Here is a 23,308-nt window from a genome sequence, read left to right on the forward strand (position 1 = left end):
GCGCGTCACCCGGGCGGGTGCCGCGCCGGGCGGTCCTGGCACGATGGGCTGGTGGCCGATCCCAGCGAGTTCTCCTTCACCGTAGGCACCCGTCTCGACGGCGGGCGGCACGGCCGTACCGGCGTCATCGGTACCCCGCACGGCGAGATCGCCACGCCCGCCTTCATCCCGGTGGGCACCAAGGCGTCGGTGAAGGCGGTGCTGCCGGAGACGATGAAGGATCTCGGCGCGCAGGCACTGCTCGCCAACGCCTACCACCTGTACCTGCAGCCCGGTGCCGACATCGTCGACGAGGCGGGCGGTCTCGGCACCTTCATGAACTGGGCGGGCCCCACCTTCACCGACAGCGGCGGCTTCCAGGTGATGTCGCTGGGCGTCGGGTTCAAGAAGGTGCTCGCGATGGAAGCGGTCGACATCCGCTCCGACGAGGTGATCGCCGAGGGCAAGGAGCGCCTGGCCACCGTCGACGACGACGGCGTCACCTTCCGCTCGCACCTCGACGGCTCCAAGCACCGCTTCACCCCCGAGGTGTCGATGGGCATCCAGCATCAGCTCGGCGCCGACATCATGTTCGCCTTCGACGAACTGACCACCCTGCTGAACACCCGTGGCTACCAGGAGAAGTCGCTCCAGCGCACGCACGAGTGGGCGCAGCGCTGCATCGATGAGCACGAGAAGCTCACCGGCGAGCGCGGGCACCGGCCCTATCAGGCGCTGTTCGCGGTGATTCAGGGCGCGCAGTACGAAGACCTGCGCCGCAAGGCCTGTCGCGAGCTCGAGGAGATCCGCGGGGCCGGCGGAACGGAATTCGACGGCTACGGCATCGGCGGCGCGCTGGAGAAGCACAATCTCGGCACCATCGTCGGCTGGTGCTGTGACGAGCTGCCCGAGCACAAGCCGCGGCACATGCTCGGCATCAGCGAACCCGAGGACATGTTCGTCGCCATCGAGAACGGCGCCGACACCTTCGACTGCGTGAACCCGTCGCGGGTGGCGCGCAACGCGGCGATCTACGTCGACCAGGGCCGGTTCAACATCAATACCAGCCGCTTCCGCCGCGATTTCACCCCGATCGACGAGAACTGCGACTGCTACACCTGCGCGCACTACACCCGCGCCTACCTGCATCACCTGTTCAAGGCCAAGGAGATGCTCTCGGCGACGCTCTGCACGATCCACAACGAGCGGTTCACCGTGCGGCTGGTCGACCGCATCCGCGCCAGCATCGAGGGCGGCTACTTCGACGAGTTCAAGACCGAATTCCTGGGCCAGTGGCAGGGCCGGATCAAGGCCCCGGGGGCGTAGCGGCGGACCGGAGGCCGATCCGCCGCCTGCCGCCTAGTCGTGCAGGGCGTCGACCTTCGCCGGAGCGTAGGTCGGTTCGGTCTTCTTGAGGATCGCGATCACGCGGTAGGTGATCGGCATGACGAGGATCTCGACCAGCGTCTTCCACAGGAAGCCGACGATCACGTAGTTGACGAACGACTGCCAGCTGTCGATGCCGATAGCGGTGGCGGCGATCGAGCAGAAGATCAGCGTGTCGGCGAACTCGCCGATCACCGTGGAGCCGAGCAGCCGCGCCCACAGGTGCTTTTCCTTGGTGCGTTCCTTGATCATCACCAGGGTGGCCGAGTTGAGCAGCTGACCGACGAAGTAACCGGCCAGGCCGGCGAGCACGAGCTGCGGGGTGGTGCCGAGGACCGTGCGGAACGCTTCCTGGTTCTCGTAGAAGCCGGCGGCGGGCAGCCGGATCGCGATCGCGAAGCACGCGACGGTGAGCAGCAGCGCGCCGAAGCCGGTGTAGATGGCGTGGCGGGTGGCACGGAAGCCGTACACCTCGCTGAGCACGTCACCGAGGATGTAGGCGAGGGGGAACAGGAAGAAGGCGCCGTCGGTCGCGATCGGCAGGATCTGCAGCGGGCCGAGCATCACCGATTTGTCGGCGAAGAATTCGACGCCCTTGGTGGCACAGATGTTGGAGATGATCAGCGTCGCCGTGAACACGGCGACGATTACCGGGTAGAACCCCCGCGCAACCTGGGCGAATGCCGCGTGGTCCGGCGCGGGGTGCCCAGATTCGGCAGGTTGGTCGAGAGTGTTTGCATCAGTCACGGCTCCTATCCAACCAAGGTCGCGGTACCTCACGGGCGTCGGTTGTGGAATACGCTGTACCAATGACGAATCCCGGCGATTCCGACGAATGGTGGAAGCAGTACGGCGGCTCCGGCGTGTCGCCGGAGTCCGGCGCGCCGGGCTCGGTGCCGCAGTACCCGTCCGCGCAGCCGTCGCAGCCCCCCAGCTACCCGTCGGCGCCGCAGTACCCGCAGCAGCCCGCCCCTCCGCCGTCGCAGCCGCAGTATCCGAACTACCAGCAGCCGTCGGCGCCGCAGTATCCGCAGCAGCCGCCGCCGCAGCAGCCCGGCTACGGTGCCTACCCCGCCGCGGGCGGGTACCAGCCCTACGGCGGGTTCCCGCAGCCGCAGGGCACCAACGGCCTGGCGATCGGCGCGCTGGTCTCCTCGCTGGTCGGCCTGTGCACCTGCATCGGCTCGATCGTCGGCATCGTGCTCGGGGTGATGGCGCTCAACCAGATCAAGGAGCGCGGCGGTGAAGGTCGCGGCATGGCGCTGGCCGGCATCTGGATCGGTGCGATCACGCTCGTGCTCGGCCTGCTGTACGTGGTGTTCGTCATCGTGCTCGGGGTAGCGGGCGGGTTGGATTCCTCCTCGTCGTACTGACTTCCGCGGAAACGAACAGGGGCGCTTCCGGATTCGGAAGCGCCCCTGACGTTTGTGGTCAGCCGGGAAATCAGCCCTTGACGACCTGCGTGCCGCCGGCGAACTTGTCGTGCCAGCCCTGCTTGTTCGGGTCCTGGGAGATGGTGACCATGATGTAGATCGCCAGGCCGAGGCTGATCAGGCCACCGACGCACGGGATCAGGCCGACGATCTGGAACAGGTTGCGCTTGGCCGACTGCTCCGGGGTCAGGTTCGGCGCGCCACCGGGGGCGACGACCCGCAGGCCCAGCATCTTCTTGCCGAGCGAGGTGCCCTGGGTGACTTCCATGGCGATGAAGTAGCCGTAGACCGCCAGCGAAACGACGGCGCCGCCGACGAACTGGTAGGTGCTGCCGCTGAACACCAGCGCCAGCACGATCGCGAGCGGGAGGCTGACGATCAGGTTGTCGATGACGCGCGCGCCGATCCGGACGCCCAGGTCGGCCGGCTGCACGCCGCCGTACCCCTGCTGGCCGTATCCGCCCTGCCCGCCCGGGTAGGGCTGCTGGCCGTACGGGTCCTGGCCGTAGGCCGGCTGCTGCTGGCCGTAGGGATCCTGGCCGTAGCCGGGCTGGGGCTGCCCGTACGGCTGCTGCTGCCCGTATCCCGGCTGCTGCTGGCCGTAACCCGGCTGCTGCTGGCCGTAGGGGTCCTGGCCGTAGCCGCCGGGCTGACCGCCCTGCGGGTACTGGTTGGGGTCGTAACCACCGCTGGTCATAAATTCGTCCTCGTCGTGATCAGGAGATCGGTCGATGCGTACGTTACGGACATCCCTCTGGTCGGAACAACCCGATAGGCTCGAGTATCCACGGTTTTGCCGGTATCCGCGCCGGGTCGAAAACTTCACGGAGCTCGGTTGTTGTCCGCGCGTCGTAGCCGAGGGAATCGGCGATGGCCGCCACCACATCTTCGGGCGTGTTGCCCAGGGCGCGCTGATCCGAAAGACTCACGGCACCGTCACGTTTGGCCAGCCGCTTGCCCTCGGCGTTGAGCACCAGCGGGACATGCGCGTATTGCGGCGCGGCCAATCCGAGCAGCTCCGCGAGGTAGGCCTGGCGCGGGGTGGACGGCAGCAGGTCGTCACCGCGGACCACCTGGTCGACGCCCTGCTCCGCGTCGTCGACGACGACGGTGAGGTTGTAGGCGGGGATACCGTCGCCGCGGCGCAGCACCAGATCGTCGACGGCGCCACGGTATTCGCCGTGCAGTAGATCGGTGATCGGGTAGTCGTCGACGTCGGCGCGCAATCGCAGTGCGGCAGGCCGTCCTTCGGCGCGCTTGGCCGCGCGCTCGGCGTCGCTCAGGTGCCGGCAGGTGCCCGGGTAGGCGCCCATCGGTCCGTGCGGCGCGGTCGCGGCCTGCTGGATCTCACGGCGGGTGCAGAAACAGTCATAGGTGCGCCCGGCCGCGGCGAGCGTGGCGATGGCTCGGTCGTAGCGCGCGAGCCGGTCGGATTGGCGCACCACGGGGCCGTCCCAATCGATGCCGATGGCGGCGAGGTCGTCGAGCTGGAGTTCGGCGGCGCCGGGGCGGACCCGGTCGAGATCGTCGATCCGGAGCAGGAAGTCGCGTCCGGTCGTGCGGGCGAAGAGCCAGGCCAGGATCGCGGTGCGCAGATTGCCCAGGTGCAGTTCACCCGAGGGACTCGGGGCGTACCGGCCCGCGCCGGTGGAGGGGCTGGTTGGCACCGCACCATCCTAGGTGGCCGAGACGTGGCACAGCCGCGGTCGCAGCTGCTCCTCGGCGATCGGGCCGCCCGCGTCCAGCGCGGCGAGCAGCACGGCCGCGTGGGCGATCAGCCCGGTCCGGTCGACATCGTGCTGCTGAGCATTCGCCGGGTAGGCCCCGAGCCGCTCGCTCGCGCGGCGCAGCAGAGTACCCGCGCCCTTGGCGTTTCCACGCTGGATGTGGGTGATGCCGACGGCGTATTGCGCCAGCCCCTGCCAGAGCATCCGCTCGGCAACCGGTCCGTTCTTCCACGCCGCCTCCAATACCTCGTGGGCATTGAATGCCAAACCGTCGTCCAGCAGTTGCTGAGCGAAGGTGAGAGTTTGCTGGGGTGCCAGCTCGAGGTCGTCCGGAATTCGGGCGACTCCGGCACTGCCGGGGGGCAGCGGCCTGCCGAGTCGGTCCCTGGGGCGGTCGTTGCGGGCACGACCTGCGGCATCGCGGTCACGGGAGATCATCACCCCATGATCCACCGACGCCGTCGGTGGTGCTCGCGAGGCGGCTGAGACAGTCGAGAAATTGACGTATCACGGACTAATCACACGGATGTAAAACTTGATGTGTCAGCCGGTTCGGGAATGGGTACCGAGGTCCGGCAATGCTCCCGCAAACGTGAAGCTTCGCAAGCTTGGCAAACCCATATGAGAAAGCAAATTCTCATCCGCAAACTTGCGGAAGACCTGCTAGTGTTTCTTCCGCGGGGGCAGCCCCCGGAGGCGGAAACGCCTCGATGCGCTGGTTCGTGCCGGTCGGTTGCGCGCACCGTGTGGCAGTGCTCTGTGTGCCATGAAGTAACTCGTCGATCGCACCGGATATCGGAATGTTGCAACGATTCCTGGAGTAATCCCGTTCTCGATCATGCAAAGGAGTAAGTGCCGTGGAAGTTGATGTGACGGACGCTGTGTGGCGGAAGAGCACCTACAGCGGACCCGATGGGAACTGCGTGGAAGTGGCCTTTCTCGCCGGCGGCGATGTCGCGGTCCGCGACACCAAGGATCGCGGTCGCGGTCCCGTGCTGGCCTTCGGACCGGGAGAGTGGCGCGCGTTCTTAGCCGACGTCACCGCGGGAGAGTTCGCGCGCGGCTGAGCCGCGCCATGCGCCTCGAGAAGGCAGCACGGGCCCCGGGTCGGTAGGACTCGGGGCCTTCTCAGTGGTGTGGCCTATCGTGGCCGGATGACCACGATGGCCGCGCGTGACGCGACGATGTTCTGGCTGTCGCGCCGCGGCGCCAATGATGTGTTCCTGCTCTACTGTTTCGCCGAAAACGACAGCAGCGCAGACGAACTCCGCGCTTTCATCGCCGACCGTTCGGCGCGCATTCCGGATCTGCGGATCCGGATTCGGGAGATTCCGGGCAACCTCGACTATCCGCGGTGGGAGCCCGCCGAATTCACGTCCCAGCAATTCGTGCACCACCGTCCCGAAGGACTCCGGTGGTCCGCGCTGCTCGACCGCGTCGGCGAACTGCTGGGTACCGGCGTCGACGGCACCGAAAGTCCTTGGCGTATCCACGTTTTCCGCGACGTACTGGAGGCGCCCGCGGCGTCGGGTCCCGTGCTCGTCGTCGTGCTGCAGGTGTCGCACGCCCTGGCCGACGGCACCAGGGCGGCCGCTCTCGCGCGCGCACTGTTCGCCCCGGCGCCGATGGACGGAGTTATCCCCAGCTCTCCCGGTGTGGCTGTGGACAACTCGGAAGATCCCCCGGTCAAGCCTGTGAAAACTCTTACCCGTCCTGTGGATTACTGGGGACAAATCTGTGCACGGAGCATCCGGACCGCCGGTCCGAGAGTGGCTGGGGTGCTGCGGTTTCCCTGGCAGCTGGTGACCACCGCGCGCCGGGGACGCGCGGCGCAACTGGCCCAGCGCGAACTCGCCGACCGCACCGCGGCGGGTGCGGTACCGGCGCCGACCGCCGGATTCGCGCCGAACCCGCTGAATCCGAGTGCTCCCGTCGGTGTGTTCGACCATCGGGTCCGCATGCTCGTCGTCGACGCGGCGCGGATCCGGGTCCCCGGCCGTACCGTGACAGTCGTTGCCCTGACGGCGGTTTCCCGCGCGCTCGCCGCCTACCTCGCCGAACGCGGCGTCCAGTCCGACCGCCTCGGCACCGCGCTGCCGATGGCGCTGCCCGGCCCCGGCGTGGCACGCAACCACTACCGCGGCCTGTCGATCGATCTGCACATCGACGAACCCGATCTCGTCGTCCGCGCCGGTCTGATCGCCGACGACCTCGCGACCCGCAGGGAGCGCGCGCTGAATCCACTACTCGCCGTACGAGATCGAGTCGGCGCGACGGTCCCGGCCGTCTTCGCCGCCCGCGATGTCGCCGGGGCCGACCTGGACAGCGTGCCCGTCGCCCTGGACGGCAATACCGTGGTCTCCAGCGTCTACCGCGGCGACGCCGACCTCACCTTCGCCGGCGCCCCCGTCCTGTTCACCGGCGGTTTCCCCGCCCTCGGCGCCGTCATGCACCTGACCCACGGCGTCCACGGGATCGGCGAAACCATCACGCTGTCGGTGCATTCGGATGTGCGGGTGCTGCCCGATCCGGACCGCTATCTCGCCCTGCTCGCCGAAGCGCTGGACGCGGTGGTCGCGGCGCATCGGCGATGACCGGCGCCGCAGGCCGGTAGCTCACGGGGCGGCGAGGCGCCTGCCGAGGGCGGTCAGGGTTCGGATGAACTCCGCTTCGTCGAGCGCCAGGTCGCCGCGCAGCCAGCGATCGAGTACCTCGGTGGTCCCCGCGACCATCAGCAGCGTGGTGGCGAGCGCGCGCGGGTCGTCCGGATCGGCGCGCAGGACATCGCGCACCAGGGTCGGGGTGAACTCGTCGATCATCTCCCGCCGCCTGGCCGCCAGCGCGCTGTTGCCTGGGGCCGAGGTGTACAGGGCGGCCACCCTTCGATCCGCGGTGAAGGTGCGCACGAGCACCCGCGCGACGCGCTCGACCCGCTCGTCGGTGGAGCCGCACCGGGCCAGTTCTTGCCTGAGTTCGGTGCCCATCGGGCCGAGCACGCTGTCGATGGCGGCGATCAGGATGGCGTCGCGATCGCGGAAGCTCTCGTAGAAGTACCGCTTGGACAGTCCGGCGCGGGCCGAGATCGCCTCAGCCGTGACCGCGCCGACCCCGGACTCGTCGACGAGGTCGAGGCACGCGTCGATCAGATCCTTGCGTCGTTGCTCGCGCCGGGTCTCGGCGGCGACGCCGCGGTAGGGGCGGACAACTCCGGTCACTCCGCAATGTTGACACGTCGGCGTTCCAATATGCAACGCAGTGAGATCTTGACACGGTGCCGTTCTCGTTTGCAGACTGATAGTGAGAACGGTTGCGTTCCTACTTTGGCTCGGTGGTAATCGGAGGACAACGATGTCAACTACCCCCTTCATGGCCCGTCGGCTGGTGACGGGCCGCGCGATCGGGCGGCGGATAGCTCAGCTGGACCCGGTGGCCGACAACGAAGAAGCCACGCATTTGAGCGTCGAGGTCCGGTACGGCGACGCGATCTTCGCCCACGCGGCCTATACCGTGGCCTTCGCCAGGCAGGTCGCCGTGCCATCGATCGCCCGGATCGTCTATCGCACCGGCACCGGCGACATGATGGCCGACGTCCGCCGCCGCAACAACGACACGCTGCTGTTCTTCGGGGAGATGCTGCGGCACGGTCATTCGAGCCCCGAGGGCCGCGCGGTGATTGACCGGATGGAGCAGATCCACGCCCGCTTCGGCATCACCGCCGAGGACAAGCTCTACACCCTGGGGTCGCTGGCGTTCGAGGCCGACCGCATCGTCGATCACCTCGGGCTCGACGTCTTCACCGAGAACGAGCGCACGTCGCGCTATCACTTCTGGCGCGGTGTCGGTACGTACATGGGGCTCGAAGTACCCGGTACCCGAACGGATTTCCTGGACTGGACCCTGGCCTACGAGAGCGCGTACGCCGCCACCGCCGGGGGCCGGGCGCTGGTCGACCAGCTCTTCTCGGACTGGCGGCAACGCTGGTTTCCCGCCCGCGCGCATCGTTGGGCCGACGACATCCTGCTCACGCTGTTCCCCGACGACCTCCGCGCGGTCCACGGTCTGCCCGCGCCGCCGCAGACATTGCGGACCATGATGCCCCGGCTGGTCGGCGCGTATCTGGGCTGGCAAGCGGTGCGACCGCATCGCCCGCAGCGTTCGTGGTCCGATCACTTCGGCGCGGATCATTCCCGCCCACTCCAGGTGTCGACGCTGGGCCATCGGCCGCGTCCCACCGCCGCGAAAGGCCAGGCCCGGTGACCACCCATATCGACAGTCTCGATCCCGCCACCAACGAGGTCCTCGGACGTGTCCCGGTGCTGCACCCCGAGGAGGTGCGCGCCGCGACCGCGCAGGCGCGCACCGCCGCGCGGTGGTGGCAGGATCAGGGATACCCCGGCCGCCGCAGGCACCTGCTGGCCTGGCGCCGTCAGCTCGCCCGGCACGCCGAGGAGCTCATCGATCTGCTGCACCGGGAGAACGGCAAACCCCGTGCCGACGCGGCCCTCGAACTGCTGCTCAGCCTGGAACACATCGAGTGGACGGCGAAGAACGCCCATCGGGTCCTGCGCCCCACCAAGCGGTCGCCCGGCCTGCTCACCCGGAACTTCTCGGCGCGGGTCGAACGGCTGCCGTTCGGCGTGGTGGGTGTCATCGGGCCGTGGAACTATCCGCTCTACACCCCCAACGGGTCGATCGCGACCGCGCTCGCGGCCGGTAACACGGTGGTGTTCAAGCCGAGTGAGTACACCCCGCTGGTGGCCCGCTGGTACGTCGATGCCTTCACCCGCGCGAATCCGGAAGCGCCACCGGGCATCCTGACGCTGGTCACCGGCGACGGACAGACCGGCGCGGCACTGTGCGGGGCCGGTGTCGACAAGCTCGCGTTCACCGGCTCCACCGCCACGGGGCGTAAGGTCATGGGCGCGTGCGCCGAACAGCTCGTGCCGGTCGTGCTCGAACTGGGTGGCAAGGATGCGGCGATCGTCGCCGCGGACGCGGATCTGCCCGCCGCCGCCGACGCGATCGCGTTCGGCGCGATGGGCAACGCGGGCCAGACCTGTGTCGGGATCGAGCGCGTCTATGTCGAGCGGTCGGTCCGCGACCGGTTCCTGGCCGAGCTCGACGAGGTGCTGCGCGGAGTCGCGCCCGGTATCGCGTACGGCCCGATGACCATGCCGGGCCAGCTCGATATCGTCCGCCGCCATGTCGACGACGCGATCGCCGCCGGCGCCTTCACCATGCTGGGCGGCAGCGACAGCATCGGCACCCGCTACATCGAACCGGTCGTGCTGGTCGATCCGCCGCACACCTGCGCGGCGATCCAAGAGGAGACCTTCGGGCCGACTGTCACCGTGACGACGGTCGAGTCGATCGATGAGGCGGTCCGGCTGGCCAACGATCTGCCGTACGGGCTGGCCGCGGCGGTCTTCTCGCGCCGCCGGGCGCGGGAGATCGCCCAGCAACTGGACACCGGTCAGGTCTCGGTGAACTCCGTCCTCGGGTTCGCGGCGATCGCGTCGTTGCCGCTCGGCGGGCGTGGGCACAGCGGATTCGGCCGGATTCACGGGCCGGAGGGACTACAGGAGTTCACCCGCACCCGCGCGATCGCCACCCAGCGTTTTCCGATCCCCGGGATCAGCCTGCTCAGCTTCCGGCGGCCGCCGTGGCTCGACCGTCTGCTGCCCCGCCTCATCACCTGGCTCCACGGCCGTTAGGACACCGCCGATGCACACCGAAGCACCCGATACCGTCTGCGCCGCCTTCCAGCGGACCCGCACCATCGACCCGCGAGCCACCGCCGTGCGCACGCCCGGCGACTCGATCGCGGTGAGCTGGGCCGAGTACGACCGTCGCGTTCGCGCGGTCGCCGAGGGCCTGCACGCCCATGGCGTGCGCCGTGGCGACGTGGTCGCGCTGATGATGGGCAACCGTCCCGAGTTCGCCTGGATCGACAGCGGCGCCATGCATCTGGGCGCGACGACGCTGTCGGTGTACAACACCTCCTCGCCGGAGCAACTCGCCTATGTGCTCGGGCACGCGGGCGCGCGAGTGATCATCTGTGAGCGGGCCATGGTCGACACCATCACACGCAGCGGCGCCGACCTCGCGCACATCGTGACGGTCGACGGACCCCATCCGAGCGCCGACCTCACCCTCGACCTGCTCGAGTCCGCCTGTTCGGCCGGGTTCGATTTCGACACGGCATGGCGGGCGGTGCGACCCGACGACATCGCGACCCTCGTCTACACCTCGGGCACCACCGGGAATCCGAAAGGCGTTCCCATTACGCACTCCACCATCCTGGCCGCCGCCCGTGGCATCGACGAGGTGGTGCCGATGCGGTTCGGCGACCGCATCATCTCCTTCCTGCCCGCGGCCCACATCGCCGACCGGGTGTCCACGCTGTACTGGATGGCCGTGCACGGACTGCAGGTCACCTACCTCGACGATCCGAAATCGCTGCTGCCCGCGCTCCGCGACACCCGCCCCACACTGTGGTTCGCCGTGCCCCGGATCTGGGAGAAATTCCGTGCCTTCGTCGAGGCGTCGATCGATGCCGAATCCGACGCGGACACCCGGAACACGCTGCGGCGCGCGATCGAATTCGGCCGCGAACGACATCGCGCGCAGCGGAACGGAATCGAGCCATCTGTCGTCGACACCACGGAGTCGGATCGGCTCGACGCCGCACTGCGCAGTGTGCGCGCCACCCTCGGACTCGACCGGGCGCGGGTCTCGATCTGCGGGTCCGCGCCGATCGCGCCCGGTCTGCTCGAGTACTTCGCGGCGCTCGGGGTGCCGGTGGCCGAGGTATGGGGGATGACCGAGACGGCGGGCATCGGCACGATCAACCCGCCGTCGGCGACCCGGCTCGGTTCGGTCGGAAAAGTTCTGCCCGGCAACGAAGTACGCCTCGACCATGACGGCGAGCTGCTGATCCGCGGCCCGGTCTGCTTCGGCGGGTACCGCGCCGCGCCCGAACTCACGGCCACGGCGATCGACGCCGGGGGATGGGTACGCACCGGGGACATCGCGACCATCGACGCCGACGGCTACGTCCGGATCATCGACCGCAAGAAGGACATCCTGATCAATGCCGCGGGCAAGAACATGTCGCCGTCGAACATCGAGAACACGGTCAAGTCGGCGTGTTCGCTGATCGGCTCGATCGCCGTGATCGGCGACGCGAGGCCGTACAACGTCGCACTGATCACCCTCGACCCCGATGCCGCGGCGGCCGCGGCCCGGCGGCTCGGTCTGGCGGACCTCTCCGTCGCTGCCCTGGCCGAGGACCCGCGGATTCGCGGGCTCGTCGCGGCGGGGATCGAGCGGGGCAACGCCTCGCTCGCGCGCGTCGAACAGGTCAAACGTCATCAGATCCTCGGCACCGTATGGGAACCGGGCGGCGAGGAACTCACGCCGACGATGAAAATCCGGCGCAAGCCGATCGGTCAGCGGTATGCGCACGTCATCGAGGCGTTGTACGCGACAGGGGGTTAGCGCACGCGCCGCAGCTCGACGCCGATGGCGCGCAGGGCCGAGTGCAGCGCGGTGGCGGCGTCGGTGCCCGCGGCCTCGCCTTCGATCAGGCCGTCGATGCGGAAGGGGCAGAAGAAGCCGGTTCCGTTGTCGCCCCGGTGTGGTCGGTCGATCTCGATGAGCGGGCGGGTGGTGCCGCGACCGGCCGCGATGGCGCGGGCCAGCGCGGTGTCGGCGGCGCGCGGGTCGCGGCGCCGGGTGCCGGGGAGCGCGGGTGCCGCTTGGGCGTGCACGCGCTCATACCAGTCGATCACCTCGGATGACGCTGCGCGCGTGCCGGTTTCGTAGTGGCCGAGGGCCGCCCGGCTGTACGGGACGCGGGTGGCCAGCGCGGTCAGGGATAGTCCGGCTTCCTCGCGGAGCTGTCGCAAACGTGCCCCGACGACGGTGATCTCGTCGTTCCCCTGCTCGCCCCGACTGGACATGGACACACCGTAGCGAACTGTAGACGTTTGTAGACGCTTTTTGCTGTCCAAAAGGTCTTGACGACGACCATACTTTGCTGCGGTGGCTTCGACACCACCATACCGCGCCACCCGCGTAGTACCGACTGGTTCGGAGGGGACAGATGGACATCTACCTGTGGATTGCTGTGGGCCTGTTCGTGTTCGGAGCGCTGACCCGCTACCTGCTACTGCTGCCACCCGTGGAGCCGGGGCGGCCGACCGTCGGCGACATCCTGCGCCGGCTTCAGGCCGAGCGCGAACTCCCCGGCCACGACTCGACCGTGCCGTCGGTGCGAACCAGTTCCGACAGGAGCTTCTCGGCGTCGGACTTCTCCCTGGCCAGCGCGCTCCAGCCGCGGACGACACCGTCGGGGCCGGATTTCGTCGTCCACGAGCCGACCGCATGAGCGCCCTGGGGGTGCAGCGAGTAGTAGATGGTGCCGATCGGCCGCGCGACATCCATGCCACGGACCCAGCCGGTGAGCGCGTCACCGTCCCACACCCGCATCTCGCCGCGCATCTGCGCGGCCGGGTCGTCCTGCGCCGCAGCGGGTTCGGCGGCCGAGTCGATGAGCAGGTGGTCGCCCTCGTGCCGGATCGTCACCGGCGTTACCTCGACCTCGTCGCCGTGGTGCGCCGCTTTCTGCCAGGCTGCCCACCAGCGGCCCGCCAGATCGATCCGGTTGTCGACGATGCCCGCCAGCTCGGCGAGCGAGATCTGCAGCGCGTCGGCCAGCCGGATCGCCACCGGCAGCGTCGGCGACTGTTCCTCCGATTCGTACCGGGTGATCTGCCGCGAGCTCACCCCGATCGCGGTCGCGAGCGCGGGCTGCGAGAGCCCGAGCAACCGCCGCCGCTCCTGGATCACCTTCCCCGTCCCGGTGTTCATACAGTCATCGCCTCCATCGCCGGCCCCTACCGTCACACCCTGCTGGACACATCCGCACCAGACCCGCCCACATCGCGGGCCGCCACCCGTGGTCGCGAAGACCGCTGGCGCGCCGCGCATGCCGACTGCGTGGCCGATTCTCCCATCTTCTCGCTTCAGCAGGCTCGTTTCGTGCTGACTCAGCACGACGGCTGCGGTCCGCGCTGCCTCCAGCACCTGGCGGCCACGGCCTACAGCACGGGGCTGATCGAGGACATCTGAGATCGGCCGCGTGCGGCAAACGACACGTTGACGAACTCGTTGCGAGACGGCGAACCGGCCTCGAACGCCGTTACGGTCGAGAGTATGAGTGCGGACCCGGCAATGGAAGGCGACGGCGACACGATCACCGCCCGTCCAGGGCCGCGCTCGCGATGGCGACTGCGCCGCCCGTTCGTGCTGCCCTCGCAGCGCGCCACGGCCGACAACATCACCATCGCCCCCACCCCGCTGCAGCCGATCGACCTCACCGACGACGCCGAGGTGTCGCAGGTGCTCGACCTCGCCGTGCGGGTGGGGGAGGTGGTACTCGCCGCCGGTACCGGTGTCATCGACACCTCGGCGCAGGTGCGCTTCATCGCCTCGACCTACGGCCTGGACAAATGCGATATCGACGTCACCTTCGACGCCATCCGCATCTGGGCCGATCGCGGCCCGCGCCTGCCCCCGGCCAGCGATATGCGGGTGGTGAAGTATCGCTCGCTCGACTTCACCCGGCTGGCCGCGGTCGACCGGCTGACCCGGCGGATCCGCAGCCAGGTCGTCCCGGTCGACCAGGCGCACGCCGCGCTGGACGAGATCGTCTCCGGGGCGCACCCGTATCCGCGCTGGGTCTCGACGATGGGCTGGTCCCTGCTGGCGGCGGCCATCGCGGTGCTGCTCGGCGGCGGCGCGCTGCTCGCCGTCATCAGTTTCGCGACCACGGCGCTGATCGACGTGGTCAACCGGGCGCTGCACCAGCTCGGCCTGCCGATCTTCTTCCAGCATCTGGTCGGTGGTGTCATCGCCGCCGCGCCCGCCATCGCGCTCGCCGCGATCAGTGATCACTGGCGGGCCGACGCCGCGCTGATCGTCGCCGCGGGCATCACGGTGCTGCTGTCCGGGCAGCAGCTGGTCGGTTCGGTGCAGGACGCCATCACCGGCGCGCCGATCACGGCGGCCGCGCGCATGCTCGAAGTGGTGATGATGACCGGCGGCATCGTCGCGGGTATCGGCCTGGCCCTGCGGGTTTCGACCATGCTCGGGATCGCGGTGCCGGAGATCGCGGACAGCGCGGGTCGCGACACCGAATTCCTGGCGATCAAACTGAGCGCGGGCGCGGTGGCCGCGATCGCCTTCGCGATGGCCTGTTACGCCGAACGCCGGGCCCTGTTCGCGGCCGGGCTGAGCGGCGCGGCGGGCACCGTGGCCTACCTCGTCGCCCAGGACATCGGGTTCGGTCCGGTCGTCGCCTCCGGGATGGCGGCCACGCTGATCGGCCTGGCCGGTGGTCTGATGGCGCGCCGCGCGCTCACGCCGCCGCTGGTCGTCGCGGTCGCCGGCATCACGCCGCTGCTGCCGGGTCTGAAGGTGTATCGCGGCCTGTACGCGCTGCTCGAGGACGAGACGCTGCTCGGGTTCGGGCAGATCCTCGGCGCGTTCGGTGTGGGGTGCGCGCTGGCCGCGGGCGTCATCCTGGGCGAATGGTTCGACCGCCTGCTGAGCCGCCGTGGCGCGCCGCGCGACTTCGACCCGACCTACACCAGCGATCGATAGTCAGGTCTGGACGAGGGTGCGCGGCCCGTCGGCCGCCGTCTCGGCGGGCGCGGGGTCCTGGACGCGCGGTTTGCCCGCGGCCCAGCGCATCTGACTGCGCGCCGCGGGTGCCTCGGTCGAGGCGGGGATGACGAGCAGCGCGAGGTCGGCGCCGTTGCTGCCCACCAGATGCATGATGCGCGAGGCCTGCTCGGCCGACGCCTCGGATTCGGTGGCATGCCAATCGAATCCGAGCCGGGCCAGCTTGCCGATCCGCGGCGAGACGGCCTGCACCAGCTGGTGCAGTTCGGTCATCGGCTGGTCGGTGCGCGGCCACCAGGCGCCGTCGATCGGGCCCGTGATGGCATGTCGCTCACGCAGCATCAGCCGGATCGGCCCGGACGCGTCGCGGCCGATGCTCGTGTCAGGTGATGTAGTCACTACGAATTTTCTTCCTGAAGTCTGGGGCGCCGTCGAAGAACAATCGACCGGCGCACGCCGTCCGTTTACGGACGGGCACTGGGGATGGGTACCCACTCCGCTGTGTCGGCACGCACACATCTGGGACGGCGGCGACACCGGCGGGTGGGTTGGTGGGGGTTTCCCGCACCATCGGGGCTCACTCTACGGAAGCCCACCGACAGATCCACCGATTAAACGAACAGGGCCCCGACCGGCGAACCGATCAGGGCCCTGCTGTGGCGGAGGATAGGGGATTTGAACCCCTGAGGGCGTTAACCCAACCCGCGTTCCAGGCGAGCGCCATAGGCCACTAGGCGAATCCTCCGTGGAGCAGCATAGCGGTCCCGGTGCCCCGGTGTAAAAACGGGTCGGGTCGGTCAGGGTGGATCGGGAGACTATACGGCTCCGTACACTGGTTGCTCCGGCCGCTCATCCGGCGGTCCGGCCGAGGCGATATGAGGTGGAACACGTCGTGGGTACCGCGCGAACTCCCCGGGGGCGCTGGGTCGAGGAAGGGCTGAGCGTGCTGGCCGCCGCCGGCGTCGACGCGGTCCGGGTCGAGGCGCTGGCCAAGCGCATCGGCGTCACCAAGGGCGGGTTCTACGGCTACTTCGCCGATCGGGACGCCCTGCTCGTGGCGATGCTGGAGCAGTGGGAGCGCGAGGCGGTCGACCAGGTGCTCGAACAGGTCGAGCGGGCGGGCGACCCGAAGGCCAAAGCCCGCCTGGCGGGTGTGCTCACCTTCTCCAGCGACCGGCTGCTGCCCATCGACCTCGCGATCCGCGACTGGGCCCGCCGCGACGACGACGTCGCCGCGCGACTGCGCCGGGTCGACAATCGCCGAATGGACCTGCTGCGCGAGACGATCGGCGCCTTCTGCGCCGACCCCGACGAGGTCGAGGCCCGCAGCCTGCTCGCCTTCTGCGCGGTGATCGGCGGGCACTTCCTGGCCGCCGACCACGAGGGCCGCACCCGCACCCAGGTGCTGGCCCGCGCCGCCGACCTGCTGTTCGAGCCGCGCTGAGGCTACTTCTTCAGCCCCGTGAGCGCCTTCTGCGCCTGGGCTTTCGCGACCGTGGCGACCTCGTCGGTATTGATGGTCTCGCCCTCGGCCCGCGAGAGGGTGATCTGCACCTTCACCGACACATTGCTGTCGGCGACGGCGACGGTGTAGGTCAGCCGCGGGCCGACGACGTCGCGCGTCTCGGATTTCCAGTAGCCCTCAGCGCCGATCCCGGTGACCGGGCCCGAGGCGAGGCCCGAACCCGAAGTGCCGGTGTCGTATTCCTTCCACCGGGTGTAGGAGGGGTCGCCGTAGGCGTCGTTGAATTCGACGTCCAGGTCGATCTCGGCGTCGTTGGTCTGGTACTTGCTGCGGGGCGATTTGCTCGAGTAGTCCGCGGTGCACGAGAGCCTGCCGCCGGTGGAGCTGGTGGGCTGGGTCTCCTTGTGCTCCGGGCTGCCCTTGGGGTCCGAGGACCACTTCTTCAGCACCGTCGGGTCGATGAGCGAGCAGGCGTTGGAGATGGAGGTCATCGCGTAGTCGCCCTCCATCTTCTTCTTGCGGTCGTTCTCCATCGAGGTCAGCGGGTCGGACGGGTCGTCACGGGTGGCGACCGCGACGCCGACGACACCGATGCTGACCACCGCGAGCAGCCCGACGACACCGGCGATGATCAGCCCGTTCTTGTTCCCGGACGGCCGGGGCGGCATCCCGTAGGCGGGCTGCTGGTAGCCGGGGCCGTACGGGGGCGGGGGCTGCTGTGGATAACCGGCCTGTGGCGCGTTCGGGACGGAGGGGTACCGGCCGTAGCCGGGCTGCCCCTGCGCCGGGTGGCCGTACCCCGGCTGCGGCTGGTCGGCGGCCGGATTGAACACCGTGGGATCGGCGCCCGCGTTCGTCGGCGTCGACCACCAGTGCACGGTCGGATCGGACTGTCCAGGCTGATCGCCGGATCCCTGCTGGGAATTCGTCATGGTTCGGCCCCCTCCGGTTTCGATACGGGACAAGCCCCGTCGATTCGACGCGATCGTATCGACCCCCCGCTGCGAGGGGCACATCGAACCGCTACACTGGCCGACGGATCCCGCGCGGCGCGCATCCTGTGAACTCCCCCAGGGCCGGAAGGCAGCAAGGGTCAACGGGCTCTGCCGGGTGCGCGGGGTCCCCTTTATTTATAGGGGACCCCCGCCGGATCGATCCGCCTACGCACCTTCGCAGCGTGCGAGCCTGATTCGGCCCCGGATACCCCACCGATTCCGAGCAACCGCCGGGTAACGTTGCGGGTGTCGGCACGCGCAGCGTGCACCACCCACCTTGCTGCTTCGAAAGGCTGCCCAGGATGCCCCGGCAAACGCAGATCGGTTTGATGAGCCACGCGGAACTCGTGTCCGAGCACGAGTCCCAGACCGCGAATTACGCGACGCTCCAGACCGAGAAGCTCACCCTGGACCTCACCCGAGGTAAGCCCTCGCCGGAACAACTCGACCTATCCGCGTCGCTGCTCTCCCTCCCGGGCGACGGCGACTTCCGCGACGGGTCGGGTGTGGACTGCCGCAACTACGGTGGCCTCAACGGCCTGGCCGAGCTGCGCGCGATCTTCGGTGAACTGCTCGGCATCCCGGTCGAGCAGCTGATCGCGGGCAACAACGCCAGCCTCGAGCTCATGCACGACAACATCGTCTTCGCGATGCTCTACGGCACGCCGGACTCCCCGCGCCGCTGGGCGGCGGAGGAGACGATCAAGTGGCTGTGCCCGGCCCCCGGCTACGACCGGCACTTCGCGATCACCGAGGCACTCGGCATCGAGATGATCGCCGTCCCGATGAACAACGACGGCCCCGACACCAGGGCCATCGCGGCACTGCTCGCCGATGACCCGCAGATCAAGGGCCTGTGGGCGGTACCCAACTATGCCAACCCGACCGGCGCCGTCTTCTCCGAAGAGGTTGTCCGCGAGCTGGTTTCGATGAAGGCCGCCGCGCCGGACTTCCGGCTGTTCTGGGACAACGCCTACGCGGTGCACCCGCTCACCGACACCGCGGCGCCGGTGCTCGACGTGCTCGGCATGGCCGCGGCGGCGGGCAACCCGAACCGTCCGCTGGTATTCGCCTCCACCTCCAAGATCACCTTCGCCGGCGCGGGCGTGAGCTTCTTCGGCGCTTCGAAGGCCAACCTCGACTGGTACCTCGGGCACGCGTCGAAGAAGAGCATCGGCCCCGACAAGCTCAACCAGCTGCGGCACCTGCGCTTCTTCACCGACGCCGAGGGCGTGCGCGAGCACATGCAGAAGCACCGCAGGCTGCTCGAGCCGAAGTTCGCGCTCGTGCGCCGGATCCTCGAGGACCGGCTCGGCGCGTCCAAGGTGGCCTCCTGGACCGAACCCAAGGGCGGCTACTTCATCAGCCTCGACGTGCTCGACGGCACGGCCGCGCGGGTGATCGCGCTGGCCAAGGACGCGGGCATCGCCCTCACCGCCGCCGGCTCGGCCTTCCCGTACGGCAAGGACCCCGACGACAAGAACATCCGCATCGCCCCCTCCTTCCCGCAGCTGCCGGAGCTGGAGAAGGCGATGGACGGGCTGGCGACCTGCGTGCTGCTCGCGGCGACGGAGAAGCTGCTCGCGGAGCACTGAGCGAGCGCGGCCGGGCGCGTGCAAACGCGCCCGGCCCTCGGCTCAGCTCGGCTTGTGCACCAGCACGCCGAACATCGTCACCGAGACGTGGACGTCACCGCGATCGGCGCCCGCCTGCAGGTCGGCGATCAGCCGCGCGTGCTCGGCCTCGGTGATCACCCCGCGCAGCACCGCCAGCCCGGCGATCCGGCTGACCAGCGCGCCCGCGCCGACGCTGCGGTCCTGCACCAGCGCGTGCGAGCCGATCTCGTCGACGACCAGTCCGGCGCCGCTGAGCAGCCCGGCCAGCCTGCGGCCCGACAGCGGGTTCGTGGTCGAGGAGATCAGGGTGTCGATCACCGCGCCGACCACCCGCGGGTCGCCCGGATGCACGATCGAGGTGGCCCAGTCGCTGTCGACCACCACCGCGCGGCCACCCGGCCGCAGCACGCGGGCGATCTCGGCCGCGGCGCGGGCGGGCGCGGTCAGATGCTGGAAGACGCGTTCGCAGAGCACCGCGTCGAAGCTCTCGTTGCCGAACGGCAGGCCGTAGGCGTCGCCGGTGGCGAAGGTCGCCGTCGACTCGCGCTCACCGGCGCGGCGCTGGGCCGAGGTGAGCAGGTTGAGGTCGGGTTCGACGCCGACGGCGGTGCCGGTCGGGCCGACGGCGTCGGCGAAGACGAACACCTCCGAGCCGGTGCCGGAGCCGATGTCGAGGGCGCTCTCGCCCGGTTGCAGGGCCAGCGCGGCGTGACTCCAGGCGCGTAGCCTGCGCATCCCGGGCTGGGTGACCTCCAGGTCGTGGGCGTCGATCAGTTGGTCCTGGCCCGCTTGATCGAAGCGGTCAGGGCGAGGGGTGTAGTCGGTCATACTTACCGCCATCGTGGAAGCTGCAGTCCTCGGGAGCATGGATCCAGAGGCTACTAGTGAAATGTGTCACGATGAATGTATGACTCGAACGCTGTGTCTCGCGCAGGAGGCCGAGGCCGACGAACTCCTCAGCACCGATGATTTCGCGTTGCTGCTCGGCATGCTGCTCGATCAGCAGTATCCGATGGAGCACGCGTTTCGCGGGCCGCGCAAACTCGCCGAGCGCATGGGCGGATTCGATCTGCGCCGGATCGCGGAGGCCGATCCGGCCGAATTCGAGGAGCTCGCCGCCACCCCGCCCGCCATCCATCGCTACGGCCGCTCGATGGCCCGCCGGGCGCAGGCGCTGGCCCAATACGTCATCGAGCACTACGACGGTGTGCCCGCCAACCTCTGGACCAGCGGCGATCCCGACGGCAAGGAGGTGCTGCGCAGGCTACAGGACCTGCCGGGCTTCGGCGCGCAGAAGGCCAAGATCTTCCTGGCGCTGCTCGGCAAGCAACGTGACGTACATCCCAATGGCTGGCGAAAGGCCGCGGGATCCTATGGCGACGAGGGCTCGCGCCGCTCGGTCGCCGATGTCGTCGACGCCGAAACCCTCGCCGAAGTTAGGGAATTCAAGAAGCAGGCGAAAGCCGCCGCGAAAGCCGCCGGATGAATTCCTAGTTACGATCTGCCTGCTTTTTTCCCTCGTCATCGGTGGTCGTCTGCTCGAAGCTGGCTTCTCGAACAGATCGACAACCGATGAGGGATTGGCAGTTCTATGAAGATGAGGAAGCTCGCCGTGGTCGCGGCGCTCGTGACCATGGCGACCGGTGTTGCTGCGGGCACCTCCTACGCGGCTCCGGCGCCGGCCGACGAGGGCGCCGACGTGATCAACTACTCGGCCGAGGTGGTCGAGGACTCGAAGGCTGTCATCACCACCGATGCGGGCTCGCTCGTCGTCGAGGACGGCGCCTTCAAGGTCAAGGCCGCCAACGGCACCACCGTCGCGGGTACCCCGCTGACCTTCCGCCTCGACGAGTTCGAGCTGCCCATCGCGGCCGAGATCTCGGGCAACAAGGCCACCCTGAGCCCGGTCTATGACGCCTCCAAGGCCGTCTACAAGCCCGTCGCCCTGCCGTTCGAGAACCAGGCTCCCTGGAAGAACGAGTACGAGCGTGAGCAGGCCGCCTGGTCGCGTCTGACCCAGACCATTTCCCTGGGTGCCACCATCGGCACGCTGGTCGGTGGCCTCGGCGGCGCTGCCGTCGGTTGCATCGCGGGTGCCGGTGCCGGCCTCGTGGCGACCGGTGTGCTGCTGGCGCTGTTCGGCGCGGGCCCGATCGCGGGTTGCGTCGTGGGTGCCACCACGATCGGCGCCCTCGGCGTCATCGCGGGTCAGATCTTCGTGACCGCCCCGGTCGCGATCGGTGCCGCGATCCAGTACTTCATCACCATCACCCAGCCGTACCCGACCCCGGCTCCTGCGCCGGCCAAGTAGTCACGCGGCTCAGCGACCCCTCCGGAACCACGGTTCCGGAGGGGTTCTGTCGTCTGCCCGGGTAGACCGGAATCGGCTTCGCGCGCCCCACGCGGCCTTCTGACCTGCGAATATGTTGTGCGTCGCGACACAATCCGCCGGTTCGGGTTGGATGGGTCCGGGTTAGGTGTTAACTTGATTGTTATGTCCGGCAACCATCTTCTCGCCAAGCGGGTCACCTATGTGACCGCCGCTCTGGGCTTGCGGTTGCCGTTGACGCGTGAACTTTGTCGTTCCTGATGCTGCAGCTGAGCCTTCTGCGGCTCGCGAGCTGCCACGCCATACGTGTCGGCAATTCCGTTGGGACAACGGGATTTCAGCAAGGAACTTCATATGTCTACTCCCATCATCGATCGCCCCGCCGCTCGGGTGGGCGCCGGTCGTCCTCGGGTTTCCCGCCCCGTCGTCGCCCCGGAACTGCGCCGTAGCGACAACCCCGCCGCCGCCGTGCTGCGGACCGCCGCCTCCGGCCCGGTCTCGCGCGACAATGCCGCGCGGGCAACGGGTCTGAGCATCGCCACCGTGAATCGCCAGGTGGCCTCGCTGCTTTCGGCCGGTCTGCTGCGCGAGCGGCCCGATCTGACCGCCGCCGGCGCGGTCGGCAGGCCCCGCGTGCCGTTCGAGATCGACCACGACGCCTACCTCACGCTCGGCATCCACATCGGCGCCGCGGCGACCAAGATCGTCGCGGCCGATCTGCGCGGCCGGATTCTGGGTGGCCTCGCCATCGCGACCCCGCAGACCGGTCAGGAGTTCGCGGTCACCACCGTCGCGCGCAGCGCCAAGGCGTTCCTGCAGCGCTGGCATCGGCGCACCCCGCTGTGGGCGGGTGTCGCCATCGGCGGTCGCGTCGATTCGCACACCGGGGTGGTCGACCATCCCAAGCTGGAATGGAAGGGCGCCCCGATCGGTCAGGTGCTCGGTGACGTGCTGGAGCTGCCGGTCTCGGTCGCGCCGCACGTCGAGGCGATGGCCGCCTCGGAGCTGCTGCTGCCGACCTTCGACGCGCGCAGGCCCGAGCCCGACACCGAACTGCCCGCCACCCAGAACGGCAGCAGCCTCTACTTCTACGTCCGCGAGACCGCGGGCATCGCCGTCACCCTCGACGGCCGCGTGCACACCCCGAACAACGGCCCCGGTTCCATCGCGCACCTGCCCACCGGCTCGGACGTGCAGTGCACCTGCGGCCGTCGCGGCTGCTTGGAAGTGACCGTCGGCGATCGCGCGCTGCAGGCCAGGGCCGTCGGCCGCGGCATCATCCCGGCGCACAACGGCACCGCGGGCACCACCATCGCCGACCTGTACCGGGCCGCCGAGTCCGGGTCCGACGGCGCGCGGGAACTGCTCGCGGAGCGGGCCACGATGCTCGGGCAGACCGTCGCGCTGGTCCGCGACATGCTCAACCCCGACCGCGTCGTCCTCGGCGGCCAGGCGTTCACCGGGTACCGCCCCGCGCTGCCGCACGTCGCCAGGGCCTTCACCCAGAGCACCCAGCTCCCGCCCACCGACATCCGGATCAGCGGATTCGGCGGCAAGGTGCAGGAATTCGCCGCCGTTGTCACCTCGCTCAGCGCGCTCTACGCCGACCCGCTGGCGGCCATCCGCCGGATCTGAGCGGAGCCTCGGACAGACGAACGGCCGCCTCGACACAGTCGAAGCGGCCGTTCG

At 69.1% G+C, this 23,308-nt stretch carries 23 protein-coding genes, 1 tRNA gene and 1 other RNA gene; 14 read left to right on the plus strand and 11 right to left on the minus strand.

What is annotated here, in order from left to right; all coding sequences use genetic code 11:
* The first annotated feature begins 51 nt into the window (after positions 1 to 51).
* On the plus strand, positions 52 to 1,305 hold the full coding sequence (gene tgt, locus AB0H54_RS14860; protein ID WP_357345888.1) for a tRNA guanosine(34) transglycosylase Tgt: 1,254 nt from the start codon (positions 52 to 54) through the stop codon (positions 1,303 to 1,305).
* 33 nt (positions 1,306 to 1,338) lie between these two features.
* On the opposite strand, the gene AB0H54_RS14865 is transcribed toward tgt, so the two are convergent.
* Positions 1,339 to 2,121 (minus strand): queuosine precursor transporter, encoded by a 783-nt coding sequence (locus AB0H54_RS14865; RefSeq protein WP_355284091.1) that lies wholly within the window; start codon positions 2,119 to 2,121, stop codon positions 1,339 to 1,341.
* 53 nt (positions 2,122 to 2,174) lie between these two features.
* Here AB0H54_RS14865 and AB0H54_RS14870 point away from each other — a divergent pair, with 53 nt between their 5' ends.
* A complete protein-coding gene (locus AB0H54_RS14870; protein WP_355283997.1) occupies positions 2,175 to 2,738 on the plus strand; it encodes a DUF4190 domain-containing protein in 564 nt (187 codons plus the stop codon).
* A 70-nt stretch (positions 2,739 to 2,808) separates the two neighbouring features.
* Here AB0H54_RS14870 and AB0H54_RS14875 read toward each other — a convergent pair whose 3' ends face one another.
* From AB0H54_RS14875 to AB0H54_RS14885, 3 genes are read right to left on the minus strand one after another with little or no spacing between them, the layout of a single operon-like run.
* The gene (locus AB0H54_RS14875; RefSeq protein ID WP_357345890.1) at positions 2,809 to 3,495 is read right to left on the minus strand and encodes an RDD family protein; all 687 of its coding nucleotides are present in this window, start codon (positions 3,493 to 3,495) and stop codon (positions 2,809 to 2,811) included.
* Positions 3,496 to 3,538: 43 nt separating this feature from the next.
* A complete protein-coding gene (gene gluQRS, locus AB0H54_RS14880; protein WP_357345892.1) occupies positions 3,539 to 4,465 on the minus strand; it encodes a tRNA glutamyl-Q(34) synthetase GluQRS in 927 nt (308 codons plus the stop codon).
* Positions 4,466 to 4,474: 9 nt separating this feature from the next.
* Entirely contained in the window at positions 4,475 to 4,963 is a 489-nt protein-coding gene (locus tag AB0H54_RS14885) for a DUF309 domain-containing protein (RefSeq protein ID WP_357345894.1), read from the minus strand.
* Positions 4,964 to 5,382: 419 nt separating this feature from the next.
* Here AB0H54_RS14885 and AB0H54_RS14890 point away from each other — a divergent pair, with 419 nt between their 5' ends.
* The gene (locus AB0H54_RS14890; RefSeq protein ID WP_189032254.1) at positions 5,383 to 5,592 is read left to right on the plus strand and encodes a DUF397 domain-containing protein; all 210 of its coding nucleotides are present in this window, start codon (positions 5,383 to 5,385) and stop codon (positions 5,590 to 5,592) included.
* Positions 5,593 to 5,679: 87 nt separating this feature from the next.
* Entirely contained in the window at positions 5,680 to 7,119 is a 1,440-nt protein-coding gene (locus tag AB0H54_RS14895) for a wax ester/triacylglycerol synthase domain-containing protein (RefSeq protein WP_357345896.1), read from the plus strand.
* Between the two features lie 21 nt (positions 7,120 to 7,140).
* Here AB0H54_RS14895 and AB0H54_RS14900 read toward each other — a convergent pair whose 3' ends face one another.
* Positions 7,141 to 7,740, minus strand: a complete 600-nt coding sequence (locus AB0H54_RS14900) for a TetR/AcrR family transcriptional regulator (RefSeq protein ID WP_357345898.1) — start codon at positions 7,738 to 7,740, stop codon at positions 7,141 to 7,143.
* A 133-nt stretch (positions 7,741 to 7,873) separates the two neighbouring features.
* On the opposite strand from AB0H54_RS14900, the gene AB0H54_RS14905 reads away from it, so the two are divergent.
* The 3 genes from AB0H54_RS14905 to AB0H54_RS14915 are packed head-to-tail and all read left to right on the plus strand — an operon-like array spanning position 7,874 to position 12,025.
* On the plus strand, positions 7,874 to 8,782 hold the full coding sequence (locus AB0H54_RS14905; protein WP_357345900.1) for a hypothetical protein: 909 nt from the start codon (positions 7,874 to 7,876) through the stop codon (positions 8,780 to 8,782).
* Positions 8,779 to 10,239 (plus strand): aldehyde dehydrogenase family protein, encoded by a 1,461-nt coding sequence (locus AB0H54_RS14910; protein WP_357345902.1) that lies wholly within the window; start codon positions 8,779 to 8,781, stop codon positions 10,237 to 10,239. The genes AB0H54_RS14905 and AB0H54_RS14910 overlap by 4 nt, the downstream gene beginning before the upstream one ends.
* Before the next feature lie 10 nt (positions 10,240 to 10,249).
* A complete protein-coding gene (locus AB0H54_RS14915) occupies positions 10,250 to 12,025 on the plus strand; it encodes a long-chain fatty acid--CoA ligase (RefSeq protein ID WP_357345904.1) in 1,776 nt (591 codons plus the stop codon).
* Here the strand turns inward: AB0H54_RS14915 and AB0H54_RS14920 are convergent.
* Together AB0H54_RS14920 and AB0H54_RS14925 are read right to left on the minus strand one after the other, a co-directional pair.
* Positions 12,022 to 12,489: a helix-turn-helix transcriptional regulator gene (locus AB0H54_RS14920; RefSeq protein ID WP_357345906.1), complete on the minus strand. Its 468-nt coding sequence runs from the start codon at positions 12,487 to 12,489 to the stop codon at positions 12,022 to 12,024. The genes AB0H54_RS14915 and AB0H54_RS14920 overlap by 4 nt on opposite strands.
* Positions 12,490 to 12,754: 265 nt before the next feature.
* On the minus strand, positions 12,755 to 13,399 hold the full coding sequence (locus AB0H54_RS14925) for a helix-turn-helix transcriptional regulator (protein WP_355283981.1): 645 nt from the start codon (positions 13,397 to 13,399) through the stop codon (positions 12,755 to 12,757).
* Positions 13,400 to 13,744: 345 nt separating this feature from the next.
* On the opposite strand from AB0H54_RS14925, the gene AB0H54_RS14930 reads away from it, so the two are divergent.
* Entirely contained in the window at positions 13,745 to 15,193 is a 1,449-nt protein-coding gene (locus tag AB0H54_RS14930; protein ID WP_357345909.1) for a threonine/serine exporter family protein, read from the plus strand.
* Here the strand turns inward: AB0H54_RS14930 and AB0H54_RS14935 are convergent, their stop codons facing one another.
* Positions 15,194 to 15,613: a DUF5994 family protein gene (locus AB0H54_RS14935; RefSeq protein ID WP_355283976.1), complete on the minus strand. Its 420-nt coding sequence runs from the start codon at positions 15,611 to 15,613 to the stop codon at positions 15,194 to 15,196.
* Between the two features lie 258 nt (positions 15,614 to 15,871).
* Positions 15,872 to 15,959 (minus strand) — tRNA-Ser (locus AB0H54_RS14940).
* A 147-nt stretch (positions 15,960 to 16,106) separates the two neighbouring features.
* Here AB0H54_RS14940 and AB0H54_RS14945 point away from each other — a divergent pair.
* Positions 16,107 to 16,658: a helix-turn-helix domain-containing protein gene (locus tag AB0H54_RS14945; protein ID WP_357345911.1), complete on the plus strand. Its 552-nt coding sequence runs from the start codon at positions 16,107 to 16,109 to the stop codon at positions 16,656 to 16,658.
* Positions 16,659 to 16,660: 2 nt separating this feature from the next.
* Here AB0H54_RS14945 and AB0H54_RS14950 read toward each other — a convergent pair whose 3' ends face one another.
* Positions 16,661 to 17,611 carry a hypothetical protein gene (locus tag AB0H54_RS14950; protein ID WP_357345913.1) on the minus strand — a complete coding sequence of 317 codons (951 nt, stop codon included), beginning with the start codon at positions 17,609 to 17,611 and terminating at the stop codon, positions 16,661 to 16,663.
* A 102-nt stretch (positions 17,612 to 17,713) separates the two neighbouring features.
* On the opposite strand from AB0H54_RS14950, the gene ffs reads away from it, so the two are divergent.
* Positions 17,714 to 17,808: signal recognition particle sRNA small type (gene ffs / locus AB0H54_RS14955), an RNA gene on the plus strand.
* Between the two features lie 168 nt (positions 17,809 to 17,976).
* Positions 17,977 to 19,269 carry an aminotransferase class I/II-fold pyridoxal phosphate-dependent enzyme gene (locus AB0H54_RS14960; protein ID WP_357345915.1) on the plus strand — a complete coding sequence of 431 codons (1,293 nt, stop codon included), beginning with the start codon at positions 17,977 to 17,979 and terminating at the stop codon, positions 19,267 to 19,269.
* A 42-nt stretch (positions 19,270 to 19,311) separates the two neighbouring features.
* Here AB0H54_RS14960 and AB0H54_RS14965 read toward each other — a convergent pair whose 3' ends face one another.
* Positions 19,312 to 20,118 carry a methyltransferase domain-containing protein gene (locus AB0H54_RS14965; protein WP_355283966.1) on the minus strand — a complete coding sequence of 269 codons (807 nt, stop codon included), beginning with the start codon at positions 20,116 to 20,118 and terminating at the stop codon, positions 19,312 to 19,314.
* A gap of 79 nt (positions 20,119 to 20,197) precedes the next feature.
* Here AB0H54_RS14965 and AB0H54_RS14970 point away from each other — a divergent pair, with 79 nt between their 5' ends.
* From AB0H54_RS14970 to AB0H54_RS14980, 3 genes are all read left to right on the plus strand, one after another.
* Positions 20,198 to 20,776 (plus strand): HhH-GPD-type base excision DNA repair protein, encoded by a 579-nt coding sequence (locus tag AB0H54_RS14970; RefSeq protein ID WP_357345917.1) that lies wholly within the window; start codon positions 20,198 to 20,200, stop codon positions 20,774 to 20,776.
* Positions 20,777 to 20,881: 105 nt separating this feature from the next.
* Positions 20,882 to 21,601 carry a hypothetical protein gene (locus AB0H54_RS14975; protein WP_357345919.1) on the plus strand — a complete coding sequence of 240 codons (720 nt, stop codon included), beginning with the start codon at positions 20,882 to 20,884 and terminating at the stop codon, positions 21,599 to 21,601.
* Positions 21,602 to 21,973: 372 nt separating this feature from the next.
* Positions 21,974 to 23,254, plus strand: a complete 1,281-nt coding sequence (locus AB0H54_RS14980; protein ID WP_357345921.1) for an ROK family protein — start codon at positions 21,974 to 21,976, stop codon at positions 23,252 to 23,254.
* Positions 23,255 to 23,308: the final 54 nt, after the last annotated feature.

Source organism: Nocardia sp. NPDC050718 (assembly GCF_040654235.1).
In the GTDB taxonomy this organism is placed as follows: Bacteria; Actinomycetota; Actinomycetes; order Mycobacteriales; family Mycobacteriaceae; genus Nocardia.